Origin of the sequence: Thioalkalivibrio sp. ALRh (assembly GCF_000381425.1) — a bacterium.
Lineage (GTDB): Bacteria > Pseudomonadota > Gammaproteobacteria > Ectothiorhodospirales > Ectothiorhodospiraceae > Thioalkalivibrio.
Map to the genome: position 1 here is coordinate 15,444 of NZ_KB906519.1, position 20,491 is coordinate 35,934.

17 protein-coding genes are annotated in these 20,491 nt (G+C 67.6%); 6 read left to right on the forward strand and 11 right to left on the reverse strand.

Annotated features, from left to right (window positions below; all coding sequences use genetic code 11):
- Positions 1–13: 13 nt before the first annotated feature.
- Entirely contained in the window at positions 14–1,276 is a 1,263-nt protein-coding gene (codB, locus tag F791_RS0100085) for a cytosine permease (RefSeq protein ID WP_018174415.1), read from the reverse strand.
- A 46-nt stretch (positions 1,277–1,322) separates the two neighbouring features.
- Positions 1,323–1,901 (reverse strand): NAD(P)H-dependent oxidoreductase, encoded by a 579-nt coding sequence (locus tag F791_RS0100090; protein WP_018174416.1) that lies wholly within the window; start codon positions 1,899–1,901, stop codon positions 1,323–1,325.
- Between the two features lie 166 nt (positions 1,902–2,067).
- Between F791_RS0100090 and F791_RS0100095 the strand changes: the two genes are divergently transcribed.
- A complete protein-coding gene (locus tag F791_RS0100095) occupies positions 2,068–3,015 on the forward strand; it encodes a sodium-dependent bicarbonate transport family permease (protein ID WP_018138871.1) in 948 nt (315 codons plus the stop codon).
- A 4-nt stretch (positions 3,016–3,019) separates the two neighbouring features.
- Entirely contained in the window at positions 3,020–3,310 is a 291-nt protein-coding gene (locus F791_RS0100100) for a hypothetical protein (protein ID WP_018138870.1), read from the forward strand.
- On the opposite strand, the gene thpR is transcribed toward F791_RS0100100, so the two are convergent.
- The 6 genes from thpR to dksA form a co-directional block, all read right to left on the reverse strand.
- A complete protein-coding gene (gene thpR, locus F791_RS0100105; RefSeq protein WP_018138869.1) occupies positions 3,300–3,821 on the reverse strand; it encodes an RNA 2',3'-cyclic phosphodiesterase in 522 nt (173 codons plus the stop codon). The genes F791_RS0100100 and thpR overlap by 11 nt on opposite strands.
- A gap of 42 nt (positions 3,822–3,863) precedes the next feature.
- Positions 3,864–5,174, reverse strand: a complete 1,311-nt coding sequence (locus F791_RS0100110; RefSeq protein WP_018174417.1) for a sigma-54 dependent transcriptional regulator — start codon at positions 5,172–5,174, stop codon at positions 3,864–3,866.
- The gene (locus F791_RS0100115; protein ID WP_018174418.1) at positions 5,171–8,116 is read right to left on the reverse strand and encodes a sensor histidine kinase; all 2,946 of its coding nucleotides are present in this window, start codon (positions 8,114–8,116) and stop codon (positions 5,171–5,173) included. Before F791_RS0100115 ends, F791_RS0100110 begins: the two co-directional genes overlap by 4 nt.
- Entirely contained in the window at positions 8,106–8,279 is a 174-nt protein-coding gene (locus F791_RS13725; RefSeq protein ID WP_019592028.1) for a hypothetical protein, read from the reverse strand. The genes F791_RS0100115 and F791_RS13725 overlap by 11 nt, the downstream gene beginning before the upstream one ends.
- A gap of 389 nt (positions 8,280–8,668) precedes the next feature.
- Positions 8,669–9,613: a tRNA glutamyl-Q(34) synthetase GluQRS gene (gene gluQRS, locus F791_RS0100125; RefSeq protein WP_018993637.1), complete on the reverse strand. Its 945-nt coding sequence runs from the start codon at positions 9,611–9,613 to the stop codon at positions 8,669–8,671.
- A 329-nt stretch (positions 9,614–9,942) separates the two neighbouring features.
- Positions 9,943–10,395: an RNA polymerase-binding protein DksA gene (dksA, locus tag F791_RS0100130; RefSeq protein ID WP_018138864.1), complete on the reverse strand. Its 453-nt coding sequence runs from the start codon at positions 10,393–10,395 to the stop codon at positions 9,943–9,945.
- A 140-nt stretch (positions 10,396–10,535) separates the two neighbouring features.
- On the opposite strand from dksA, the gene F791_RS0100135 reads away from it, so the two are divergent.
- Positions 10,536–11,312: an HAD family hydrolase gene (locus F791_RS0100135; RefSeq protein ID WP_018138863.1), complete on the forward strand. Its 777-nt coding sequence runs from the start codon at positions 10,536–10,538 to the stop codon at positions 11,310–11,312.
- Between the two features lie 17 nt (positions 11,313–11,329).
- Here F791_RS0100135 and cydC read toward each other — a convergent pair whose 3' ends face one another.
- From cydC to F791_RS0100150, 3 genes are all read right to left on the reverse strand, one after another.
- Positions 11,330–13,036 (reverse strand): thiol reductant ABC exporter subunit CydC, encoded by a 1,707-nt coding sequence (cydC, locus tag F791_RS0100140; RefSeq protein ID WP_018993636.1) that lies wholly within the window; start codon positions 13,034–13,036, stop codon positions 11,330–11,332.
- A complete protein-coding gene (gene cydD / locus F791_RS0100145) occupies positions 13,029–14,699 on the reverse strand; it encodes a thiol reductant ABC exporter subunit CydD (RefSeq protein ID WP_018993635.1) in 1,671 nt (556 codons plus the stop codon). Before cydD ends, cydC begins: the two co-directional genes overlap by 8 nt.
- 79 nt (positions 14,700–14,778) lie before the next feature.
- Positions 14,779–16,170, reverse strand: a complete 1,392-nt coding sequence (locus F791_RS0100150) for an FAD-dependent oxidoreductase (RefSeq protein WP_018138860.1) — start codon at positions 16,168–16,170, stop codon at positions 14,779–14,781.
- 362 nt (positions 16,171–16,532) lie between these two features.
- On the opposite strand from F791_RS0100150, the gene F791_RS0100155 reads away from it, so the two are divergent.
- From F791_RS0100155 to F791_RS0100165, 3 genes are all read left to right on the forward strand, one after another.
- Positions 16,533–17,939 (forward strand): cytochrome ubiquinol oxidase subunit I, encoded by a 1,407-nt coding sequence (locus F791_RS0100155; protein ID WP_018138859.1) that lies wholly within the window; start codon positions 16,533–16,535, stop codon positions 17,937–17,939.
- Between the two features lie 3 nt (positions 17,940–17,942).
- Positions 17,943–18,947, forward strand: coding sequence for a cytochrome d ubiquinol oxidase subunit II (gene cydB / locus F791_RS0100160; RefSeq protein WP_018138858.1), 1,005 nt, complete (start codon positions 17,943–17,945; stop codon positions 18,945–18,947).
- A 115-nt stretch (positions 18,948–19,062) separates the two neighbouring features.
- Positions 19,063–20,445, forward strand: a complete 1,383-nt coding sequence (locus F791_RS0100165; protein WP_018993633.1) for a sigma-54-dependent Fis family transcriptional regulator — start codon at positions 19,063–19,065, stop codon at positions 20,443–20,445.
- Positions 20,446–20,491 lie beyond the last annotated feature (46 nt).

Sequence of the window (20,491 nt, forward strand, 5' to 3'; positions counted from 1 at the left end):
CTTCCCGGATGGTTTAGCGATTCTCTGCCCGTCGCGCCCGCAGCGCGGCGGGCAGGGCCGGGTTCATCAGAACCGCATAGGCCGCGGTGGCGGCCACCACACCAACTAGTGGCGGCACGACGGGCGAGTAGTACGCGGCCGCCGAGCCGGCGGCGTAGGCCAGCAGCCCCGGCCAGTGAAAGCTCGGGAGCCGGGTGTTGGCCAGTTGTGGATACTGCCCCCGGTGGCGCAGCCAGTAATCGGCCATGATTACACCCCCCAGCGGCGGGATGAAGGTCCCCAGCAGGATCAGGAACGGCACCAGGTAGTCATACATCCCGGCCACCGCCAGTGCCGTGCCGATAGCGGCCCCGAGTACCGTCACCAGGCGCCTGCGTTGGGTGCGCAGCAGATTGCAACCGGCCACGCCGAAGTTGTAGATGGTGTTGTCCTGAGTACTCCAGATGTTCAGCAGCAGCATCAGCAGCGTGAAGGTCACGAACCCCTGCGCCAGCATCACGTGGACGATGTCCGCCTCGTGATAGATCAGCGCGCCCAGTGCGCCGGTCAGTACCATCAACCCATTTCCCAAGACGAAGGCCGCCAGGGTGGCGATCACCGCAATGCGGGGTGTGCGCGCGAAGCGGGTCCAGTTGGTCGCCAGTGTTGCGCCGCCGACAAACGTCCCGATCACGATGGTGAGCGCGGAGCCGAAGCCCATCTCTGTTTCCGGATCCTGCCCCAGCAGACCGCCGGGGCCGCCGACCTCGCCCACGCCAATGAACAGCGTGAACAGGATAAACAGCAGCATTACCGGCACGGCGACGCGGGAGAGCCAGTCGAGACCACGGTAGCCGATCATCGCGGTGATGCAGAAGGCGAAGCCGAACAGCACCATCAGTCCGACCTCCATGGGTTCGGGGAGGGCGGTGGTCTCGACCAGTATGATCGCAACCGTTGCGGTACCCCAGGCGTACCAGCCGATCTGGGTGAACGCGAGGATCACGTCGGAGAGCTTGCTGCCCCACTCGCCGAAGCAGAAGCGCCCCATCAGCACTGTGTGCAGCCCGCTCTTGCAGCCGATGTAGGCGAGTGTGGCCGCATAGGCTCCGAGCAGGAGATTCCCAAGCGCAATCACCACCATCAGTTCGCCGAAGCTGAAGGCGGTGCCGAGCGAGCCGCCGGCCCAGAGGGTCGAGGTGAAAAAAGTGAACCCGAACAGGACCACGGTCATGGACCAGAACCCCTTGCGGGCGTGGTCCGGTACTTCGCTCAGGGGGTGATCGTTGTGGTTCACACGCGTCCGTTGGCTGGGGGTCCGGGGGAGTGTACCGATGGTCGTGCTACTTCGCCTGACCTCCCAGCTCCCTCATTTTTTCCAGCCAGCGTTCGCGGCTAGCGGCATTGCCCCCGGACTGCCCGATCAGGGTGTGGCGCACGGGGCTGAAGCCGCAGAAAAGGAAGACGTTGCGCTCCAGGCTCCTCAGGCTGTGCGCGCGATAGAACCAGCGGTAGATCGGTGCCGGCATGCCCATGGTGACGACGATACGCACCGAGCGGCCCCTCAGCCGGGTATGGCGCAACTGGTTCATGTCGCCGTCACCCACAAAGGATGGCCGAAAGACCTGCTCCAGGAAGCCCTTGACCAGCGCCGGCATATCGCCCATCCACAGGGGGTAGACGAGCACCAGGTGGTTGGCGACCTCGATCAACTCCTGTGCCTCGAGGATCGCCGGGGGCACGGCCTCCTCCAGGAACTCGGCCTGGCTGCGCAGCAGCGGGAAGTCACGCTGGGCGATCGGGAACGCATCCACTGCGAGACCTGCACGCTCGGCACCCTCGCGGTAGGCGTCCGCCAGCGCATGGTCGAAGTGGCCTTCGGCCGGGTCCGGGTGGCCCTGCAGGATCAGGATGCGTGTCATCGGCCAGCCTCCGGCAGCTCGGGAACAAACCACTCATTACGAGCGTAGCCCATCACTGAAGCCGTCTGGCTTTACTGCCAGTAGCAGCGGCGGATCGATGCACATTGATTCGAGTTTGCCCTACGATATTCCGGGTGCTGCAGCGCAGTAACGGAGACGGGTGGAAATGGCTTTTGATCCGGTAGTTTTGTTCTTCCTGCTCGGGGCAATTGCCGGGCTGGCCAAGTCGGATCTCAAGATCCCGATGGCGATCTACGAGGCGCTGTCGATCTATCTGTTGCTGGCCATCGGGTTGCATGGCGGCGTGAAACTGGCCGAGAGCGAGTTGGTGCCGCTGATTCTGCCCGGCCTTGCGGTGCTGACGGTCGGGGCCCTGATCCCGCTGCTGGCGTTCCCAGTGCTGCGCTGGCTGGGGCATATGCCGCGCGCGGATTCGGCCTCCATCGCCGCACACTACGGCTCGGTCAGCGTGGTGACGTTCTCGGTAGCGGTCGCCTTTCTCGCAGCCCGCGGGATCGACTACGAGGGTCACATGGTGGTCTTCCTCGTGCTGCTGGAGATGCCGGCGCTGGTGATCGGCATCCTGCTGGCACGCATGGGCACGAAGGGACCGGTGCAATGGGGCAAGACCATGCACGAGGTCTTTTTCGGCAAGAGCATCTTCCTGCTCGCCGGTGGGCTGGTGATCGGCTTCGTGGCCGGTCCCGAATTGATGGACCCACTGGAGCCGATGTTCTTCGATCTGTTCAAGGGCGTACTGGCCCTGTTTCTGCTGGAGATGGGGCTGGTCGCCTCCAGCCGGATCGCCGAGGTGCGCCAGTACGGGCTGTTCCTGGTGGTGTTCGCGATCGTGATGCCGGTGGTCTCGGCGATCCTCGGGATCCTGCTGGGCTGGGGCCTGGGCATGAGCCTGGGTGGTACGCTGCTGCTGGCTACCCTGTACGCGAGTGCGTCCTACATCGCCGCACCCGCGGCCATGCGCATCGCGGTACCCAAGGCCAACCCCGCGCTGTCGATCGGGGCCTCGCTGGGGGTCACCTTCCCGTTCAATATCTTCCTGGGCGTCCCGCTGTACTTCTGGATGACCCAGTGGCTCTACTCGCTGGGAGGCTAGGACAATGCAATCGGAGGAGATGCTGCTGTTGACGGTGGTGGCCGAGGCCATCCTCGAGGATATTCTGATCGAGGAGGTGCGCCGCCAGGGCGCGGCTGGCTACACCGTGTCCGACACCCGGGGCTGGGGCAAACATGGCAAGCGCCGGGGCAACTGGCGCCAGGGCGGCAACATCAAGCTTGAAGTGGTCGGTTCCCCGGACCTGTGCGACCGCATTGCCAAACAGTTCAAGGAGCAGTACGAGGCGGACTATGGCCTGTTGATGTTCACATCCCCGGTCACGCTCAAGAACTGAGCCGGACCCGCGCGAGGACCTTGTAGGGGCCGGGGTTGCCACCCTGGCCGGATTCGATCAGCACGACCTCCGTCGCGTTCCAGTGGATCGCGTGCTCGGGCGTCTCGCGTTCGGGCGGACGCGCGAAGCGGCGCAGGGTCACGTGCGGCCGGAACGAGTGATCCTCTGGCGTGGCGCCGCAGGCTCGGGTGAGGTCGCGCGCCCGGGCCGCGAGCGTGTCGAGCGCGGCCGGTGTCGCGGAGGGCCCGATCCAGCTGACGTGCGCCCGCTCGAAATGGCCGAGCCGGTCCAGTGTGAGCGGAAAGGCCTCCTGCCCCAGCGTACCCATCTCCCGGGCGATACAGTCGGCCTGGGTGGCCGGGATGGTGCCGGCAAAGGCCAGCGTCAGGTGCAGGTGGCCCCGGGGGACGGGCCGTCCCGGGCCAATCAGGCGTTGCGCTTCGTCATCCAGCATCCCGCGCGTGGTGTCGTCGGGCCACAGCGCGAGGAACACGCGGCGTGCGTCGCTCAAGGCGTCTCTCCTCGACCCGGTCAGGCCGCCCGGCCAGGCCGCTTAAGGGCGGGGCAGGCCCTCGCGCTGGCGGCGTTCCCACAGGGTCTTGCGGCTGATACCCAGGGCGCGCGCGAGTTCGGTCTCGGTCATCTGGGCCTGGTTCTGTTGTACGAAGCGGCGGAAATAGTCATTGAGGCTCGAGCCTCCGGGAGTCGTGTCGCCATTGCCCGTAGCCGGGGCCAGTCCCAGGTGGTCCGGTTCGATCCGGCTGTCCGGGCTCAGCACCCAGCCGCGCTCGAGGGCATTCGCCAGTTCGCGCACGTTGCCCGGCCAGTCGTGGGACTCGAGTGTTTTCTGCGCGGCCTGGGTGAGTTCGGCGGGTGGTCCGCCATTCCCTGCCAGATCGGAGAGGAAATGCCGGGCCAGTGCCGGGATATCCTCGCGGCGCTCGCGCAGCGGCGGGATGGACAGCTCCAGTACGCGCAGGCGGTAGTACAGGTCGGCACGAAAGGCCTGTTCGCCGATCATCGCCTCCAGGTCGCGATGCGTGGCCGCCAGCAGGCGGACATCGACCTTCAGGTTTTCGTTCGCGCCGACCGGGCGGATCTCGCCGTCCTGCAGCACGCGCAGCAGGCGCGCCTGCGCGGCCGGGGCCAGTTCGCCAATCTCGTCCAGGAACAGCGTGCCGCCGTGGGCCGCCTGGATCAGGCCGGTGCGCGCCTTGACGGCGCCGGTATAGGCGCCCTGGGCATGGCCGAACAGCTCGGCTTCGACCAGTCCCTCGGGGATGGTCGCGCAGTTGACCGCAATAAACGGCCCGGTTGCGCGCGAGCTGAGCCGATGCAGGGCCCGTGCAGCCAGCTCCTTGCCGGTGCCCGACTCGCCGCGCAGCAGTACGGTGGACTGAGTGGTCGCGACCCGGCGGATCTGGTCACGCAGGCGCTGGATGGCCACGCTGTCGCCCACCAGGCCCAGACTGTCGTCGTCGGCATCGCGGTCGCTGCCCGCCGTCGTTGCGGCGGGGACCCCCCGCAGCGCCGCGCGCAGGGTGAGCAACAGGGCGTCGTGATCGAATGGCTTGGCGATGTAGTCGGCCGCGCCTTCCTTCATCGCGGTGACGGCCGAGGGGACCGAGGCGTAGCTCGTCATGATCACGGTGGGGGTATGGCCGGCCTCGGCCAGTAGCTCGATGCCCTCGCCGTCGGGCAGGCGCAGGTCTACCAGCATCAGGTCCGGCAGTTCCTCCCGCAGGGCGGTGCGGGCGCTGGCGAGGTCTTCGGCCAGCCGCACCTGGAACCCGTGATGCTCCAGGAACCGGCGCACGGCACGGCGGATCGGGGCTTCGTCGTCAACCAGAAGGATGCGCGTCATGCGTGGTCGCCATCGGGGTTGTGTCGCGGCAGGATCAGGATAAAGCGCGCACCGCCGTCCGGGCGGTTCGCGGCCATCAGGGTACCACCGTGGTCGCGCACAATGCTGTAGGCCACCGGCAGGCCGAGCCCGGTGCCGTGGCCGGCGGGCTTGGTGGTAAAGAATGGCTCGAACAGCCGCTCCAGGCTGGATTCCTCGATGCCCGGTCCGCGGTCGTCGATGATCAGGTGGATGTTGCGACCGCGAGCGCTGGCGCTGATCGCTACCGTCGCATTCTCGGGTGAGGCCTGTTCGGCATTGGTCAGCAGGTTGATGAACACCTGCAGCAGGGTCGCGTGCGAGCCGCGCAGATAGAGGCCTTCGAGGCCGTCCAGCTCGAAGCGCAGGTCCTTGCGCCCGGCGAGGCGAGTGAGGCGGATCGCCTCGTTGACGATGGCATCCAGCGCGATGGTCTCGAAATGCCCGGCGGAGGGGCCCTCGTCGGCATGGGCGAAGGTGACCAGCGACTGCACGATCGCATTGATGCGCCGCGTCTGCGCGAGGATGTCCTCGGCGGTGCCCCGGACCTCTTCGGGGTCCTCCTCCAGCGGGAGGTTCTGCGCCAGCGAGGCGATGCCCGTCAGCGGGTTGCCGATCTCGTGCGCGACCCCGGCGGCAAAGCGCCCGATGGAGGCCAGGCGATCACCGTGGGCTATTTCGGACTCCAGCTGGGCGCGCTCGGTGATGTCCTCGATCAGGACGATGCGACCCTCCAGCCGGCCATGCTCGTCCTGGAGTGCGGACTTGTGGAGGTTCAGCCGCCGGTTGCCATCGGGCAGATCGACGTTGAGCTTGTACCACTGGCGATCCGGGCTCTCGATAAAGGCGGTCAGCAGCCCCGCCCAGGGACTCTCGAGCTGCTGCAGATTGCATCCGATGGCCTGGTCAGTGTTGATCGCGGTCAGTTTGGCCAGGGCCTGGTTCCAGCCGGTGATCTCGCCGGTGGTGCCAAGGCTTGCTACCCCCAGCGGCAGTTCGTGAAGGATCTGGCGGTGGAAGCGGCGCAGGGCGTCCAGCTCGGCCGCCAGACCCGACAGGGGCAGGGCGCGCGTCTCGAGTTGCTCTTCCACCCGGCGCAGGCTCTCGCTCAGAGTGTGGCGCCCGGCGGCGTCGAGACGCAGGTGCTGGTCGACGATCATGCGGGCGAGCACCGGGCCCAGCAGGCCCGAAAGGTTGCGCTCGATGCGCTCGCGCAGCGTGCGCAGGTCGCCGCGCGAACGGGTGTGGCGCGGCAGGCCGAGATCGTCGAGGGCCCGCTGGACCTCGTGACGGGCAGCGCTGGCACCGAGCGTGGCGGCCAGTGCGGTCTCCATCTCGGCGACATCGCCGGCCAGCGGCAGGCCGCCGCCGGTCCCGGCCGATTCGTTGGGGCAGCAGGCGCGCCCGGCCTCGGTCTCCTCGCGGTTGGGGCGGGTCAGCAGCGAGCCGAGCACAAACAGCACGGCATTGATGCCGAGGCTGCACATCAGGGCGAAGGTCCACGGGTCCAGGGCCTCGGCCCGAAGCATTCCCTGTGGGTCCGGGTAGCCAGCAACGATCCCCGCCTTGGCCATCAGCGGCAGCACCAGCGTCAACAGCCAGCCTGCGATGCCCGCACAGAGTCCCAGCAGGAAGCCGACGCGGTTGGCCTGTTTCCACAGCATCAGCCCGATCAGCCCCGGTAGCAGTTGGGCCACGGCGGCAAACGAGATCAGGCCCAGCTGGGCCAGGCCTTCGACCACCTGCAGCAGGCCGTAGAACGCGTAGCCCAGACCGATGATGAACACGATCCACAGGCGTCGACCCCAGAGGAGCCGGGAATAGAGGTTGGCGGCGGCGCTGTCCTCGTCGTGCAGGCGCGTCAGTGGCGACAGGTAGTTGGTCCCCATGTGGGCCAGGGCCAGCGTGGTCACGATCATCATTGCGCTGGCGGCCGAGAGACCACCAATGAACACCAGCAAGGCCAGCGAGGGCGAGTCGACCATGCCGGCGATGCCGATTGCGTAGTAGTTGGTGTCGATGCCGAGCTCGGCCGCCTCTCCGGCCCAGTAGAGCACCGGCATCGGCAGGTTCAGCAGGAGCAGGAAGGCGGGAAAGGCCCAGGCAGCCCGGTTGAGCGCCGCCGGGTTGATGTTCTCGGTAAAGAGCATGTGGAACTGGCGCGGCAGCAGGAAGGCGGCGGCAAACGCCAGGATCATCATCGCGAACCAGCCGCCCTCGCGTACCGGCGCGTACAGCGCATCCACGGCCTCGGGATTCTCGGTCAGCCAGGTGTCCAGGCCGGAAAACCCGCCGAAGACCGCGTACAGCGCGACTGCGGTGATGCCGAGGATCGCCACCAGCTTCACGATGGACTCGAACGCGATGGCCAGCACCAGGCCGGCGTGTTTCTCGCGCGGTGCGATATGGCGGGCGCCGAACAGGATCGCGAACAACGCGATGGTGGCGCTGAAGGTCAGGGCCAGCAGGTGCGGTGGCGTCTCGGCCGTCAGGACGCCGGCGGATTCCGCGACCGCCTTGATCTGCAGCGCGATGTACGGGAGTACCCCGGCCAGCATGAACAGCGCGACGATGGGGCCGGTCCAGCGGCTGCGATAGCGAAATGCGAACAGATCCGCCAGGGATGTGAGCTGCTGCTCGCGGGTCAGGCGCAGGATCGGGCGCAGCAGCCACGGGGTAGCGGCGAAGGCCAGCGTCACGCCCAGGTAGATCGTCAGGTACAGGTAGCCATGGTCCGCGAGGAAGCCGAGGTTGCCGTAGAAGGTCCAGGACGTGGCATAGACGCCGAGCGACAGGCTGAATACCCAGCCGTTGGCCGCGATGCGCCCGACGCGCGGAACGCGATCGGCCAGGAAGGCGATCCCGAACAACAGCGCCAGATAGGCCACGCCGACGGCGTAGATCAGGCCCAGGCTAAGGGTCACGGCGACCCCCGGCAAAGACAACGGCAACCAGGACGATGAATGCCGCCCAGCCAGCGAATGGCCACCACCAGGCCGGCGTCAGGTGCGCGACCCAGATGACCAGTGGGCTGAGGAACAGCAAGGCGCCCAGCAGGGCGACGAGGATTGCGCGTGAAGACTGCAAGGTCAGCGCCCCGGAGTGTGCCGATCCGGCCTGTGACGGGCCGCAGGCCGTGGCGCGAATGTGGGGGTGGACAGGCGCAGCATGGCCGCAGTCTACCCCCTAGGGAAACACTGATGAATGTACACGTTCGCGCTCGAGTCACTTTTTTCGTGTGAACAAGGCGCGGTGACTGCCGTGCAGTCATTCTGCACAAGGGAGCCGCAACGCAGTTCCCACGCCCGTTTTTGATAACAACCGGCGGCCGAGCCCTTTTGGGGTTGGCACCCCAGGTTCCCCGATCCTGCGTTGCGCCCCGAATTGATCAAAAACGGGCGGGTAGAACCACTACCCGCTGCACGACGCGCCTTGTCTCGGAAAACCTGGGGTGCCAACGCGAGCGTGTACATTCATCAGTGTTTCCCTGGCTCGCGGACGGGCACGCCGGTAGTGAGTGGCAGGCGAGTGGCCAGGGGACGGTCGGTCAGGCGCTCCAGTGCCTCGGCCAGCTGGGCAGCGGGCCGGTCGGGGCAGTCGGGGTCGCTGGGTGCCAGCCCGATGCAGGTCAGCACTGAGGCGAGCTGGGCGCGTGTGGTGTCCTCGCGCAGACCCTCGGCGCCTGCCGCCTTGGACAGCTTCTGGCCACCCGCGCCGATCAGCACGGGGTGGTGCGCGTAACGCGGCCAGGGCGTGGTCAACGATTGATACAGCTGCATCTGACGGGGGGTGGAGCCCAGCAGATCGACTCCGCGCACCACGTCGGTCACGCCCAACCCGAGATCATCCACGACGGTGGCCAGCTGGTAGGCGAACAGGCCATCCGCGCGGCGGATGACGAAGTCGCTGCCGAGGGCCTCGAGGTCGAAGGCGACGGGGCCCAGGAAACGGTCTTCCACGTCCCAGTGTGACTGCGCCGCACGGGCACGGAAGGCCCGCGGCGGGTGTCCGGCCGGCGGACCCTGACGACAAGTTCCGGGGTAGATCGGGCCTTCCCAGCCCGGTTTGCCGTTGTGAGCAAGGTCGCGCCGGGTGCAGGCGCAGCCAAAGGCGAGGTCCCGGGCTAGCAAGTGCTCAAGCGCGGCCTGGTATGTCGGGGTGCGGTTGCTCTGGCGGGTGGGCGGGCCGTCCCAATCCAGGGCGAAGGCCTCGAGTGCCGAAAGGATCGCGGACTCCGCGCCCGTCTGGACGCGCGGGGTGTCGATGTCGTCGATACGCAGGTGCCAACGGCCGTGGTGACTGCGGGCGTCCAGCCACGAGATAACGGCGGCGAACAGGGAACCCGCATGCAGCGGGCCGGAGGGGGTAGGGGCAAAGCGCCCCACATAGGGGGCGCCTTGATTCGAGCTGGCGGTAGTCATGGCACAGCCATCCTGCCGCCGGATGACCTGCTAGGGAGACGCTGATTTAATCGCACGTCCGCGTTGGTGCCCCCTGTTTTCCGAGACAAGGCGCGTCGTGCAGCGGGTAGTGGTTCTACCCGCCCGTTTTTGATGAATGCGGGGCGCAACGCAGGATCGGGGAACAGGGGGCACCAACCCCACAAGCCATTGAAAGCAGGGGCTCGGCCGCTTTTGCGTGGGAACGGCGTTGCGGTTCCCTTGTGCAGAATGACTGCACGGCAGTCACCGCGCCTTGTTCCCACGCAAAAGCGACTCGAGCGCGGACGTGCGATTAAATCAGCGTCTCCCTAGGCCATCTGCTTTTCCTTGATCTCCGCCAGCTGCTTGCAGTCGATGCACATCGTGGCGGTCGGGCGTGCCTCGAGGCGGCGGATGCCGATCTCGACGCCGCAGGTCTCGCAGTAGCCGTAGTCCCCGGTGTCGATCTTGCGCAGGGCCTCGTCGATCTTCTTCGACAGCTTGCGCTCGCGATCGCGGGCACGCAGCTCCAGGCCAAACTCCTCTTCCTGGGTCGCGCGGTCGGCCGGGTCCGCGAAGTTCGCGGCGTCCTGACGCATGTGGCCCACGGTACGGTCGACCTCTTCGGCCAGCTCCTGGCGCCATGCCCGCAGCAGGCTGCGGAAATGATCGAGCTGATCCGGATTCATGTACTCTTCGCCGGACTTCGGCTCGTAGGGCGCGATGCCTCCGGCAACCATGTGCTTGGTGGAGGGGTGGTCCTGATTCTTGTCAGCAGCCATGCGGGCATTCTCTCCGGCTGGAAAAATAAGGCGCACTTAGTATCAGAGACAGCCCGGCTGGGCAAGTCCCGTGCCAGTATTTTTTGTGTGGGGCCCGGAGCGAATCCCACTTTATCAGCCACATATCCAGAGGAACCCGGATGCAGGAACTGAAGGCCTTGATCTTCGATGTCGACGGCACACTGGCCGATACCGAGCGCGACGGGCATCGCGTCGCATTCAACCAGGCGTTTGCCGAGGCCGGGCTGGACTGGGAGTGGAGCGTCGAGCGCTACGGACAGTTGTTGCGCGTGACGGGTGGCAAGGAACGCATCCGCCAGTACCTCTCGGAGGATCATCCCGACATCCTGGACGAGCCCGAAATCGATCAGCGTATCCGGGACCTGCATGCGGCCAAGACAAGGCACTACGTGGCGCTGCTGGAGACCGGCGCGATCCCGCTGCGGCCGGGGGTCGAACGTCTGCTCGACGAGGCGTCGGCGGCAGGACTGCGCCTGGCGATTGCTACCACCACGACGCCCGAGAACGTCACCGCGTTGCTGGAGGCGACGCTGGGCGAAGAGGGTCCGGACCGCTTCGAGGTGATCTCTGCCGGTGACGTCGTCCCGGAGAAAAAGCCCGCCCCGGATATCTTCCAGCACGCCCTGGAGGCGATGGATCTGCCGCCACAGGCCTGCTTGGCCCTCGAGGACTCGGACAACGGCGTGCGCGCAGCCCGGGGGGCGGGGCTGAATGTGGTGGTCACGACGAACGACTACACGCGCGAGCAGGACTTCACCGGCGCCCTGGTTGTCCTGGATGGATTTGGCGAGCCGCAGTGTCCGGCAACGGTGTTCCGGGGGCCGGATTTGCCGGGCCCCTGTGTCGATGTTGCCGCGCTCCGCGAGTGGGCCGCGGCAGCGCAAGGCGGGCGTTGAGCCCGGTCCGTGTTTCCCTAAGCAGTAGTAACCGAATCAGAACCCGTCCGGGGCAGCGCGGGGCGCGGTAGCAGCAGACGTGTCCAGTCCGGCGGCAGCGCGTCCGGGGCATGGGTCACGAGGATGCATTGGCGCCGAGCCAGCCAGGGCCGGAGGCGCTGCAGGATCCGCTGGATGGTGGCGGCATCGAGACCGGAAAAGGGTTCGTCCAGCAGCACGATCGGACGGTTCTGCAGGAGTATGGCGGCGAGCGCCAGGCGCTGACGCTGGCCACCGGACAGGTGCTGCCCGCCCTCGCCGATGCGGGCGTCCAGTCCATCCGCATCGGCGCCAACCCGGTCGGCCAGGTCGACCTGCCGAAGCGCATCCCACAGGGCCTCGTCCTGGTGGTCGTCATGCGGACCGGGCGCGAGGATGTTGCGGATGCGGGTGTCCGGCAGGTGCGGGGTCTGCGGCAGATAGCTGATCCGGGCATAGCGGGCATCGACCGACAGGGCCTCGATGGGTGTCGACCCGATCCGGACCGACCCGGCCAGGGGCGCCTGTTCGCCGGCGAGGGTGTCCAGCAGGGTGCTCTTGCCGTGTCCGCTCGGGGCGGTCACGACCAGCGGCGTCCCGGGTTCGGGTGCCAGGTCCAGCGGTGCCGACAGCGGGCGGCCGGCCTCGAATCCCGTCACCAGGCCCTGCGCGGACAGGCGCGGGTGTCCCTGCCGTTCACCCCCTTCGGGCAAATCGGCCGGGAGGGGCTTCCGCGCGACCACATGCCGTATGCGGCGCGCGGCGGCCAGGCTCTCGCCGGCCCGCCACCAGGCGCCCGGCAGGCTGCCCAGGACCTCGCCCAGGCCCAGGGTCATCAGGGGCAGCAGGACTGCCACAGGTGCTGAAATCAGCCCCTGCGTGTACCAGTGCAGGGCCAGCAGGAGCATCAGCAGTGCCGAGACGGCGACCACCGCCTGCACCACGGGCTCGGTCAGTGTGCCCACCGACTCCTGTCGGGTCAGTCGCCGGGCATGGTCGCGGTTCTGCCGCGCCAGCGCCTGTTCGGTATCGCCCGCCCGCTGGAAGGCGATCAGTTCGGCCAGGCCCCCGATGTAGTCGGCCAGGGCGATACGCTCATGAGCCCGGGCGCGTACCAACTGGCGGCTGTCACGTTGCCCGACCCATGCGAGCAGCAGCGAGACCAGCATGGTCAGGGTGCCGGCCACCAGCAGGAGCGCCGCCGCCGGCCATGGCGCCAGCCAGAATGCAATGACCAGTGTGACCAGCAGGCTCAGCAGAGCGGCGATGATCGGGCCCGCGACCCGCAGCGGCATCGCGTCCAGGGTGTCGATGTCCCCGGTCAGCCGGGTCTGCAGGTCGCCGCTGCGATAGGCGCGGACCCAGCCGGCGGGACGGGCCGCCAGGCCCCGGAAGGTCCGGCCCCGCAGGTCGGCGAGGCTGCGCAGCACCGCCTCGTGGCTGACCAGCCGCTCGGAATACCGCGCCAGCGTGCGCGCGATGGCCGCGGTACGGATGCCGCCCGAGGGGATGTAGACGTCGAGGGTGGCCAGTAGGCCGACCCCGGCCAGGGCCGTGGCCGTAATAAACCAGCCGGACAGCGCCAGCAACGCGATCCCGGCGACCCAGGTCAGGGCCAGCAGGGCCCAGGCGCCCCAGTACCACAGCCGCCGTTGCCGGAAGACCGCGTGCAGGAAGCGCAGATCCCGGAAGCCGTCCCTACGCATCCCGATCCCCCACGAGATTCAGGGTCCGCTGGCAACGGGCCTGCACCGTCGTGTGGTGCGTGGCCACGACCAGCGTGAGCCCATGTTCCCGGGCCAGCCCGAACAGGGTGTCCAGCAATGCGCGCTCGGTCGCCGCGTCGAGTGCGCTGGTGGGCTCGTCCAGCAGCCATAGCCGGTAGCCGGAGAGCAGGCCGCGGGCAAGGGCGACACGCTGGGCCTGGCCGCCGGAGAGGCCGCGGCGCTGCTCGCCAATCGCCGTATCCAGCCCGTCCGGCAGCTCCGCCGCCTGCAGCGGCAGGCCGGCCTGCGCCAGCGCCGAGCCCATCTCCTCATCGGAGAGGGGCTCGCGGCGGGCCAGCTGCAGGTTCTCGCGCAGGGTCCCGTGGAACAGGTGGGCCTGTTGTCCGATCCACACGAACGATTGCGCATCACCATGGCGCCGTACGCGTCCCTCGTCCGGTTGCAGGAACCCCGCACACAGGGCGAGCAGGGTGGATTTTCCCGCGCCACTGGGCCCGGTGATCGCGATGGATTCGCCGGGCTGGACGGTCAGCGTGGTCCGGGGCAGGGCGAGTGCGTCCTGGCCGGGATAGCGCAGGCTGACGGCCTCCAGTGCGAGCATCGCGCCGGTCGGGTCGGTCTCGGGCGGCTCGATGGCCGGAGCGGCGCTGGCGGCGGGGTGTTCGGCGGGCGCGGTCAGCGGGGCCAGAGCCTCGGCTGCCGCGAGCGCACCGGCGCGGTCGTGATAGCTCTGTGCGAACTGCCGCAGCGGCAGGAAGTATTCCGGCGCCAGCAGCAGCACGAACAGACCGGTGAACAGCGTCAGCTCCGCGGCCGGGCCGTAGTCCAGCGCCCCGAACAGGGCAAAGCCGACATAGATCGCGACCATGCCGATGGCCACGGCGCTGAAGAACTCCATGACGGCCGAGGACAGGAAGGCCACCCGCAGCGTACGCATGGTAAGTCGGCGCTGATGGTGGCTGCGCTCCACCACCTCGGACTGGGTGGCCTCGATTGCGCGTGCCCGGCGCAGCCAGTCGAGGGCGCGGATGCGGTCCAGGAAGTGCCCGGCGAGACGGTCCTGCTCGGCCTGCTGCTGGCGATGGATCTGTTCGGCCCCCATGCCGACGATAGCCATGAAGGCCGGAATCAGCGGGGCGGCGAACAGCAGCAGCAGGCCGGCCAGCCAGTCCAGCCAGAACACCGTGATCAGGATCGCCAGCGGGATCAGGATGACCGCCTGCAGCGCGGGCAGGTAACGCGCGTAGTAGCCGGTCAGGTCCTCGCCGCGGGCCTGGAAGCGTTCGATCCATTCGCCGGTGGTGGCCTGTGCCGCGAGCCGCGCCGGACCGGCCTCGCGGGCGCGATGCAGCAGCTCGCCGCGCAGGCGGCCCTTGACCGCGTGGGCCAGCCGCTGGCCGGCCAGGTCACGCAGTCCCTGTGCGCTGTAGCGCAGCACGATCAGTACGAGCCCGGCCGCCAGCACCGCTGCCCAGTCCAGGCGCTCGGGCGCGAACAGGGCCTGGTACACGGCCTGGGCGATGATGCCGGCCACGCCGATCGTCGCGCCGGCCGCGATCAGGGAGCCGGCCGCGGACATCCACAGCCAGCGGCGATGGGGGCGGGCACGCTGGCGCAGCCACTCCCTGGCGGTAGCATTCATCGCGTGCGGACGACGGGCATCCGGGCTCGACGCAGCGCGAGCGGACCGATTGGGCGTGCGGACATCAGTCAGGCTCCCCCTAGCGCAGGTAGCGCCCACGCAGCATGTTGAAGTACAGCGGCTTGATCATGTGCACCTTCAGACGCCACCACATCCAGCTGGGTTCGCCCTGATCGATGAAGCCGAAGGTCGGGACCTCCTGCAGGCTGTAGTCGAACTCCACCAGGGCGGCCTTGCCGACCTCGGTGATCAGCGGGCAGGAGGTGTAGCCGTCGAACTCGCGCGATGGCTCGCGATCCTGCAGTACATCCACCAGGTTGTCCGGCATCACCGCGCCGTGGGAGCGCACGGTGGAGGCGGTCTTGCCGATCGCGGTGGCGACCACATCGCCGGCGCCGAAGATGTTCGGATAGCGGGTGTGCTGGAGGGTGCGATCATCCACCGCCAGCCAGCCGCCATCGGCCAGCGCGCCATCCTCCACGGCAAGCCCGGCCTCGCGCACGAACCCGTGGGCCCGCATCGGCGGCGTCACATGGAGGTAGTCGTAGTCGACCGTCTCCTCGTTGCCGTTCGTCCCGCGGAAGGTGGCCTGCCGGGCGTCGATATCGACCGCGGCGAGAAACCCATCCTCGTTCACGGCGATGTCACGCTCGGCATACAGGTCGCGCACCATCGTGTCGAAGCGCGCGACGCTGAACAGGCGGTCTGCCCCGGTGTGGTAGTGGAACTCCGCATCTCCGCGCTGGCCGGCGCTCTGCAGCAGGCTCTCGGCGATGAAGGTGGCCTTGATCGGGGCGCCGGCACACTTGATCGGCGTCCCCGGGATGGTGAAGCGGGCCACGCCGCCGCGCTCGCCAAAGGTGCGTACCTGTTCGTAGGCATCGCGCGCGGCCTCGGCGCTGGCGTAGATGCTGGTCAGGCCCGGGCGGCCGATGTCCTCGCGGCGCAGGCCGTCGATGGCCTCGAAGTCCAGGTGCAGGCCGGTTGCGACCACCAGGAAGTCGTAGTCCAGGTGGTCGCCATCGACCGTCTCCACCCGCTGCGACTCCGGGTCGATCGCGGCGACGGCGGAACGCACCCAGTCCACCCCGCGCGGGATATAGCGCTCGTTGCGCCGCTGGACCTCGCCGACCGAATAGACGCCCGCCGCTACCAGGGTCCAGCCGGGCTGGTAGTCGTGGATCTCGCTCGGTTCCACCACGGTAATACGGGCGCCATCGAGCAGGGCGCGCAGGCGCGCGGCCATGGTCAGGCCGGCCGCGCCTCCACCCAGCACGACGATACGTGCCCGTGTCGAGACCGCGGCCTGAGCCGGGGCGGCCTGTACGCCGGTCGCCGAGGCCAGGCCGGCCGCACCGGCGATCTTCAGGAAGTCGCGGCGGGACAGGCCGCTGCGGTCCATGGCGGCAGCCAGGGCCTCGGTCGACTGCTGCTGGCGGCTGCGATTTTCGCGCTGTTCGGGCTGGGACATGCTGGATCTCCGTCGTCCGGCACCGCGGTTCCTGCGGTGCACTCTTGTTATGAAAGGCGGGCGTCTGACGCGCCCTGCTTGCCGTTTTCTTACAAGTTGCGTGCCAGATCGCAGAGCCCGCTCGCGCCTGCCGCTGGCGGCGGGTTGTGCCACGACAGGACTGCCACAAATGGCAGTTGTGGGGTTTTTGCTGCCATGAATGGCAGTCACAGCGGCGCTGTGGCGAGCGGGTGCGGGCGGTTGTCTTCGAGGCCGGTTGCCGCCTGCCGGGCCCGCGAGCGGGAGGCGGGCTTGCTGGCACGGTACTTGTAAGGACGCGGTAGCTGCGTCCGGACGGCGCACCCTGACAATGGAGGAACGCCATGGAGCTCGACCCCATACTGCTATCACGAATCCAGTTTGCATTCGTGGTCTCGTTTCACGCCATCTTCCCGGTCTTTACCATCGGGCTGGCGTCGTTCATCGCCTTCCTGGAGTTTCGCGCCTGGAAGACCGGCGATGCGATCTACACCCAGATCTCGAAGTTCTGGATCAAGATCTTCGCGGTCGTGTTCGGGATGGGGGTGGTCTCCGGGCTGGTGATGTCGTTCCAGTTCGGGACCAACTGGAGTGCGTTCTCCTATGCGACCGCCAACTTCCTCGGGCCGGTGCTCTCCTACGAGGTGCTGACGGCCTTCTTCCTCGAGGCGGCCTTCCTGGGCGTGCTGCTGTTCGGCCGTGACCGGGTACCGCAGGGCGTGCACCTGTTCGCGGCGCTGATGGTGGCGCTGGGTACCTTCATTTCCTCGTTCTGGATCCTGGTCGCCAACAGCTGGATGCAGACCCCGGTGGGCTTCGAGTTGCAGGACGGTGTCTTCCACGTGACCTCCTGGATCACCGCGATCTTCAACCCGAGCTTCTGGCCGCGCTTCTTCCATATGGGCCTGGCCTCGCTGCTGACCGCGGGTTTCGTGGTCGCCGGCGTCTCGGCCTGGTACCTGCTGCGCCAGCGCGATGTGCTGGTCAACCGCAAGGCGCTGGGCACCACGATGTGGGTGTTGCTGCTGGCGGCCCCGGCCCAGCTGGTGGTGGGCGACATCCATGGCCTGAATACCTTTGAACATCAGCCGACCAAGGTCGCGGCGATGGAGGGCGTCTGGGAGACCGAACGCGGGGCACCGCTGCTGCTGTTCGCGATCCCGGATTCGGCCAACGAGACCAACCACTTCGAGATCGGTATCCCGAAGATGGCCAGTTTCATCCTGACCCACGAGCTGGATGGCGAGGTCCCTGGCCTGCTGGAGGTACCCGCCGAGGAACGCCCGCCGGTGGGAATCACCTTCTGGTCGTTCCGCATCATGGTCGCGATCGGGATGGTGATGATCCTGTTCGTGCTGGCCGGTGCCTGGCTGCGCTTCCGGCGCCGCATGTTCGCCTCGCCGCGTTTCCTGCGGGGTCTGACCTGGATGATCCCGGCCCCGTTCATCGCGGTGGTCGCCGGCTGGTTCGTGACCGAGACCGGGCGCGCACCCTGGCTGGTCTACGGCGTGATGACCCATGCCGAGGGCATCACCCCGGCGCTGACGGGAGGCATGGCCCTGTTCACGCTGATCGGCTACGTGCTGGTCTACGCCGCCGTGTTCACGGCTGGCGTCTACTACCTGGTGCGTATCGTGCAGAAGGGACCGGAGACCACCGAGGTCCGGCAGGCCCCGGCCCACGCGAAACGGCCCTGGTCCGCGGCCGATACCTCGATCGACGACGCCGCTACCGGCGCTGCAAGGAGCTGATCCATGGAAACCACGCTTGATATCACGCTGATCTGGGTGGTCATCATTGCCGTCGGCATCATCGCCTACGTGCTGATGGACGGGTTTGATCTGGGGGTCGGGATCCTGTTCCCGTTCGCCCCGGGCGAGACCTCGCGCGATGTGATGATGAACTCGGTCGCCCCGGTCTGGGACGGCAACGAGACCTGGCTAATCCTCGGCGGGGCGGGGCTGCTGGCGGCCTTCCCGCTGGTGTACTCGGTGTTCCTGCCGGCCCTGTATATCGGCGTCTTCCTGATGCTGGCGGGGCTGATCTTCCGCGGGGTGGCGTTCGAGTTCCGGTTCAAGGCCAATACCTCCAAGGGGTTGTGGAACGTGGCCTTTGCCGCGGGGTCGGCGGTGGCGGCGTTTGCCCAGGGGGCCGTGGTGGGCGCCTACATCCAGGGCTTCGAGATGGAGGGTCTGAGCTTTGCCGGCGGGCCGCTGGACTGGCTGACGCCGTTCACCGTGCTGACCGGTATCGGTCTGCTGGCGGGCTATGCGCTGCTGGGCGCGACCTGGCTGATCGTCAAGACCGATGGCGAGACCCAGGCCTTTGCCTATCGCGTGGTGCCTGGCCTGCTGGCCCTGGTCCTGGTGGTGTTCGCGGCGGTGAGCCTGATCACGCCGTTTATTGACCCGAAGGTGATGGAACGCTGGATGGGCACCTGGCAGTACCTGTGGGTCCTGCCGGCGCTGGCCCTGTTGTCCGCCTGGATACTGATCCGGGCGGTGCGGCGGCGTGACGAGGGGATCCCGTTCGTAGCGACGATCGCCCTGTTCATTACGACCTATCTGGGGCTTCTGGTCAGCAAGTGGCCGTATGTGGTGCCGCCGGACCACACCTTCTGGGATGCGGCGTCGTCCCCGGATGCACAGTTGTTTATCCTGGTCGGGGCGCTGTTCGTGATCCCCATCATCCTGGGGTACACGGCCTGGACGTACTGGGTCTTCCGCGGCAAGGTGACGCCCGAGACCGGGTACCACTAAGCGGGATCCGTAGAGACCGGCCGTGATGCCACTGAACGTACCTCGGTTGAGCGTGTCTATTGGGCAGAGTCATCGGAGGACCACCGCCGCGGCGCCTCCCCTGGATACCTGGCCCATGCGAGAAGACGTGACGATTAGCCGACTGGCGATTCCGTGTGGCAACGAGACGGACCTCTCGGCGATGCGACAGATGATGGAGGCCTTTCGCGAGCCCTCCATCCTGTTGTCGCCCGATTACCGGATCCTGGCCGCGAATACGGCCTACCAGAGGGTCTACGGCACGGATGCCGATGGCTCTTCCCGGGCCTGCTATGAGGCCTCGCACGGCTATCAGCGTCCGTGCGACGAGGCCGGGGAAGCCTGTCCGCTCCAGGCTGCGCTCGCCAGCCGCCGCCGGGAACGTGTCCTGCATGTGCATCACACGGCGCAGGGCCGCGAGCACGTGGACGTCGAGCTGACTCCGATCCTGGGGGCGGAGGGGGAGGTTCGCTATTTCGTCGAGCGCCTCCATCATCTGCCCGTATCCAGCCCGCAGAACGGGGCCACCGGGCTGGTCGGGCGTTCGCGGGCGTTCAATACCATGCTGGGCTTGATCAGTCGCGTGGCACCCAGCAATGCCTCGGCGCTGCTGCTGGGTGAGTCCGGTACCGGCAAGGAGTTGATCGCCCGGGCGATCCACGAAGAGAGCCCGCGCCGCGACAAGCCGTTTGTCGCGGTTGAGTGCTCCGGACTGACCGAGACCTTGTTCGAGAGCGAGTTGTTCGGCCACGAGAAGGGGGCCTTCACGGGTGCGGCCTCGGCCAAGGTCGGGCTGGTCGAGGCCGCGTCCGGCGGCACGCTGTTCCTGGACGAGGTGGGCGATATCCCATTGGGCCAGCAGGTGAAGCTGCTGCGCCTGCTGGAGACGCACGCCTACCGCCGGGTCGGCGGAATCGAGTCTCGGAGTGCGGATTTTCGACTGGTTTGTGCCACCCACCGGGATCTGGAGGCGATGGTGCGGGCCGGCGAGTTTCGCGAAGACCTGTTCTACCGGATCAATACCTTCCCCATCGAGGTGCCGCCGCTGCGCCAGCGCAGCGGCGATATCCCGCTGCTCGTCGAGGCCATGCTGGATCGCTCCGAGCTGGTGCCGCGTCCGACGATGGAGGACGACGCGATCCGGGTTTTGGAGGGATATGCCTTCCCCGGCAACGTGCGTGAACTGCGCAACATCCTGGAACGCGCGGCCCTGCTGGCGGATGGCGGTCCGATTCGGCCGGAGCACCTGCCAGGCCCGGTGCGCCAGCAGGCCACGCGCGCCGAATCGGGTGCGGCCGGAGAAGGTTACGCGGAGTTGGTCCATCCGCGGGAACTGCGTCCGCTGGATCAGATCGAGCGCGAGTATCTGCGTCACGCCCTGGCGGTACACCAGGGTGATCGGCGGAGCCTCGCGCGCCGGCTGGGCCTGAGCGAGCGCAGCCTGTACCGGCGCTTGCGGGAACTGGATCGAGACGGCTGATCCGGCGGCCCCAGGTACGGGTTCTGACGGGCCGCCTGCGGCGAGT

Excerpts from the sequence above, each read along its gene's own strand:
- dksA (WP_018138864.1), bottom strand. The coding sequence starts at position 10,395 with ATGGCTGCTGACAAGAATCAGGACCACCCCTCCACCAAGCACATGGTT.
- F791_RS0100165 (WP_018993633.1), top strand. The coding sequence starts at position 19,063 with ATGCGAGAAGACGTGACGATTAGCCGACTGGCGATTCCGTGTGGCAAC.
- F791_RS0100095 (WP_018138871.1), top strand. The coding sequence starts at position 2,068 with ATGGCTTTTGATCCGGTAGTTTTGTTCTTCCTGCTCGGGGCAATTGCC.
- F791_RS0100100 (WP_018138870.1), top strand. The coding sequence starts at position 3,020 with ATGCAATCGGAGGAGATGCTGCTGTTGACGGTGGTGGCCGAGGCCATC.
- F791_RS0100090 (WP_018174416.1), bottom strand. The coding sequence starts at position 1,901 with ATGACACGCATCCTGATCCTGCAGGGCCACCCGGACCCGGCCGAAGGC.
- cydC (WP_018993636.1), bottom strand. The coding sequence starts at position 13,036 with ATGCGTAGGGACGGCTTCCGGGATCTGCGCTTCCTGCACGCGGTCTTC.
- cydB (WP_018138858.1), top strand. The coding sequence starts at position 17,943 with ATGGAAACCACGCTTGATATCACGCTGATCTGGGTGGTCATCATTGCC.
- F791_RS0100135 (WP_018138863.1), top strand. The coding sequence starts at position 10,536 with ATGCAGGAACTGAAGGCCTTGATCTTCGATGTCGACGGCACACTGGCC.
- gluQRS (WP_018993637.1), bottom strand. The coding sequence starts at position 9,613 with ATGACTACCGCCAGCTCGAATCAAGGCGCCCCCTATGTGGGGCGCTTT.
- F791_RS0100155 (WP_018138859.1), top strand. The coding sequence starts at position 16,533 with ATGGAGCTCGACCCCATACTGCTATCACGAATCCAGTTTGCATTCGTG.
- F791_RS0100110 (WP_018174417.1), bottom strand. The coding sequence starts at position 5,174 with ATGACGCGCATCCTTCTGGTTGACGACGAAGCCCCGATCCGCCGTGCC.
- cydD (WP_018993635.1), bottom strand. The coding sequence starts at position 14,699 with ATGAATGCTACCGCCAGGGAGTGGCTGCGCCAGCGTGCCCGCCCCCAT.
- F791_RS0100150 (WP_018138860.1), bottom strand. The coding sequence starts at position 16,170 with ATGTCCCAGCCCGAACAGCGCGAAAATCGCAGCCGCCAGCAGCAGTCG.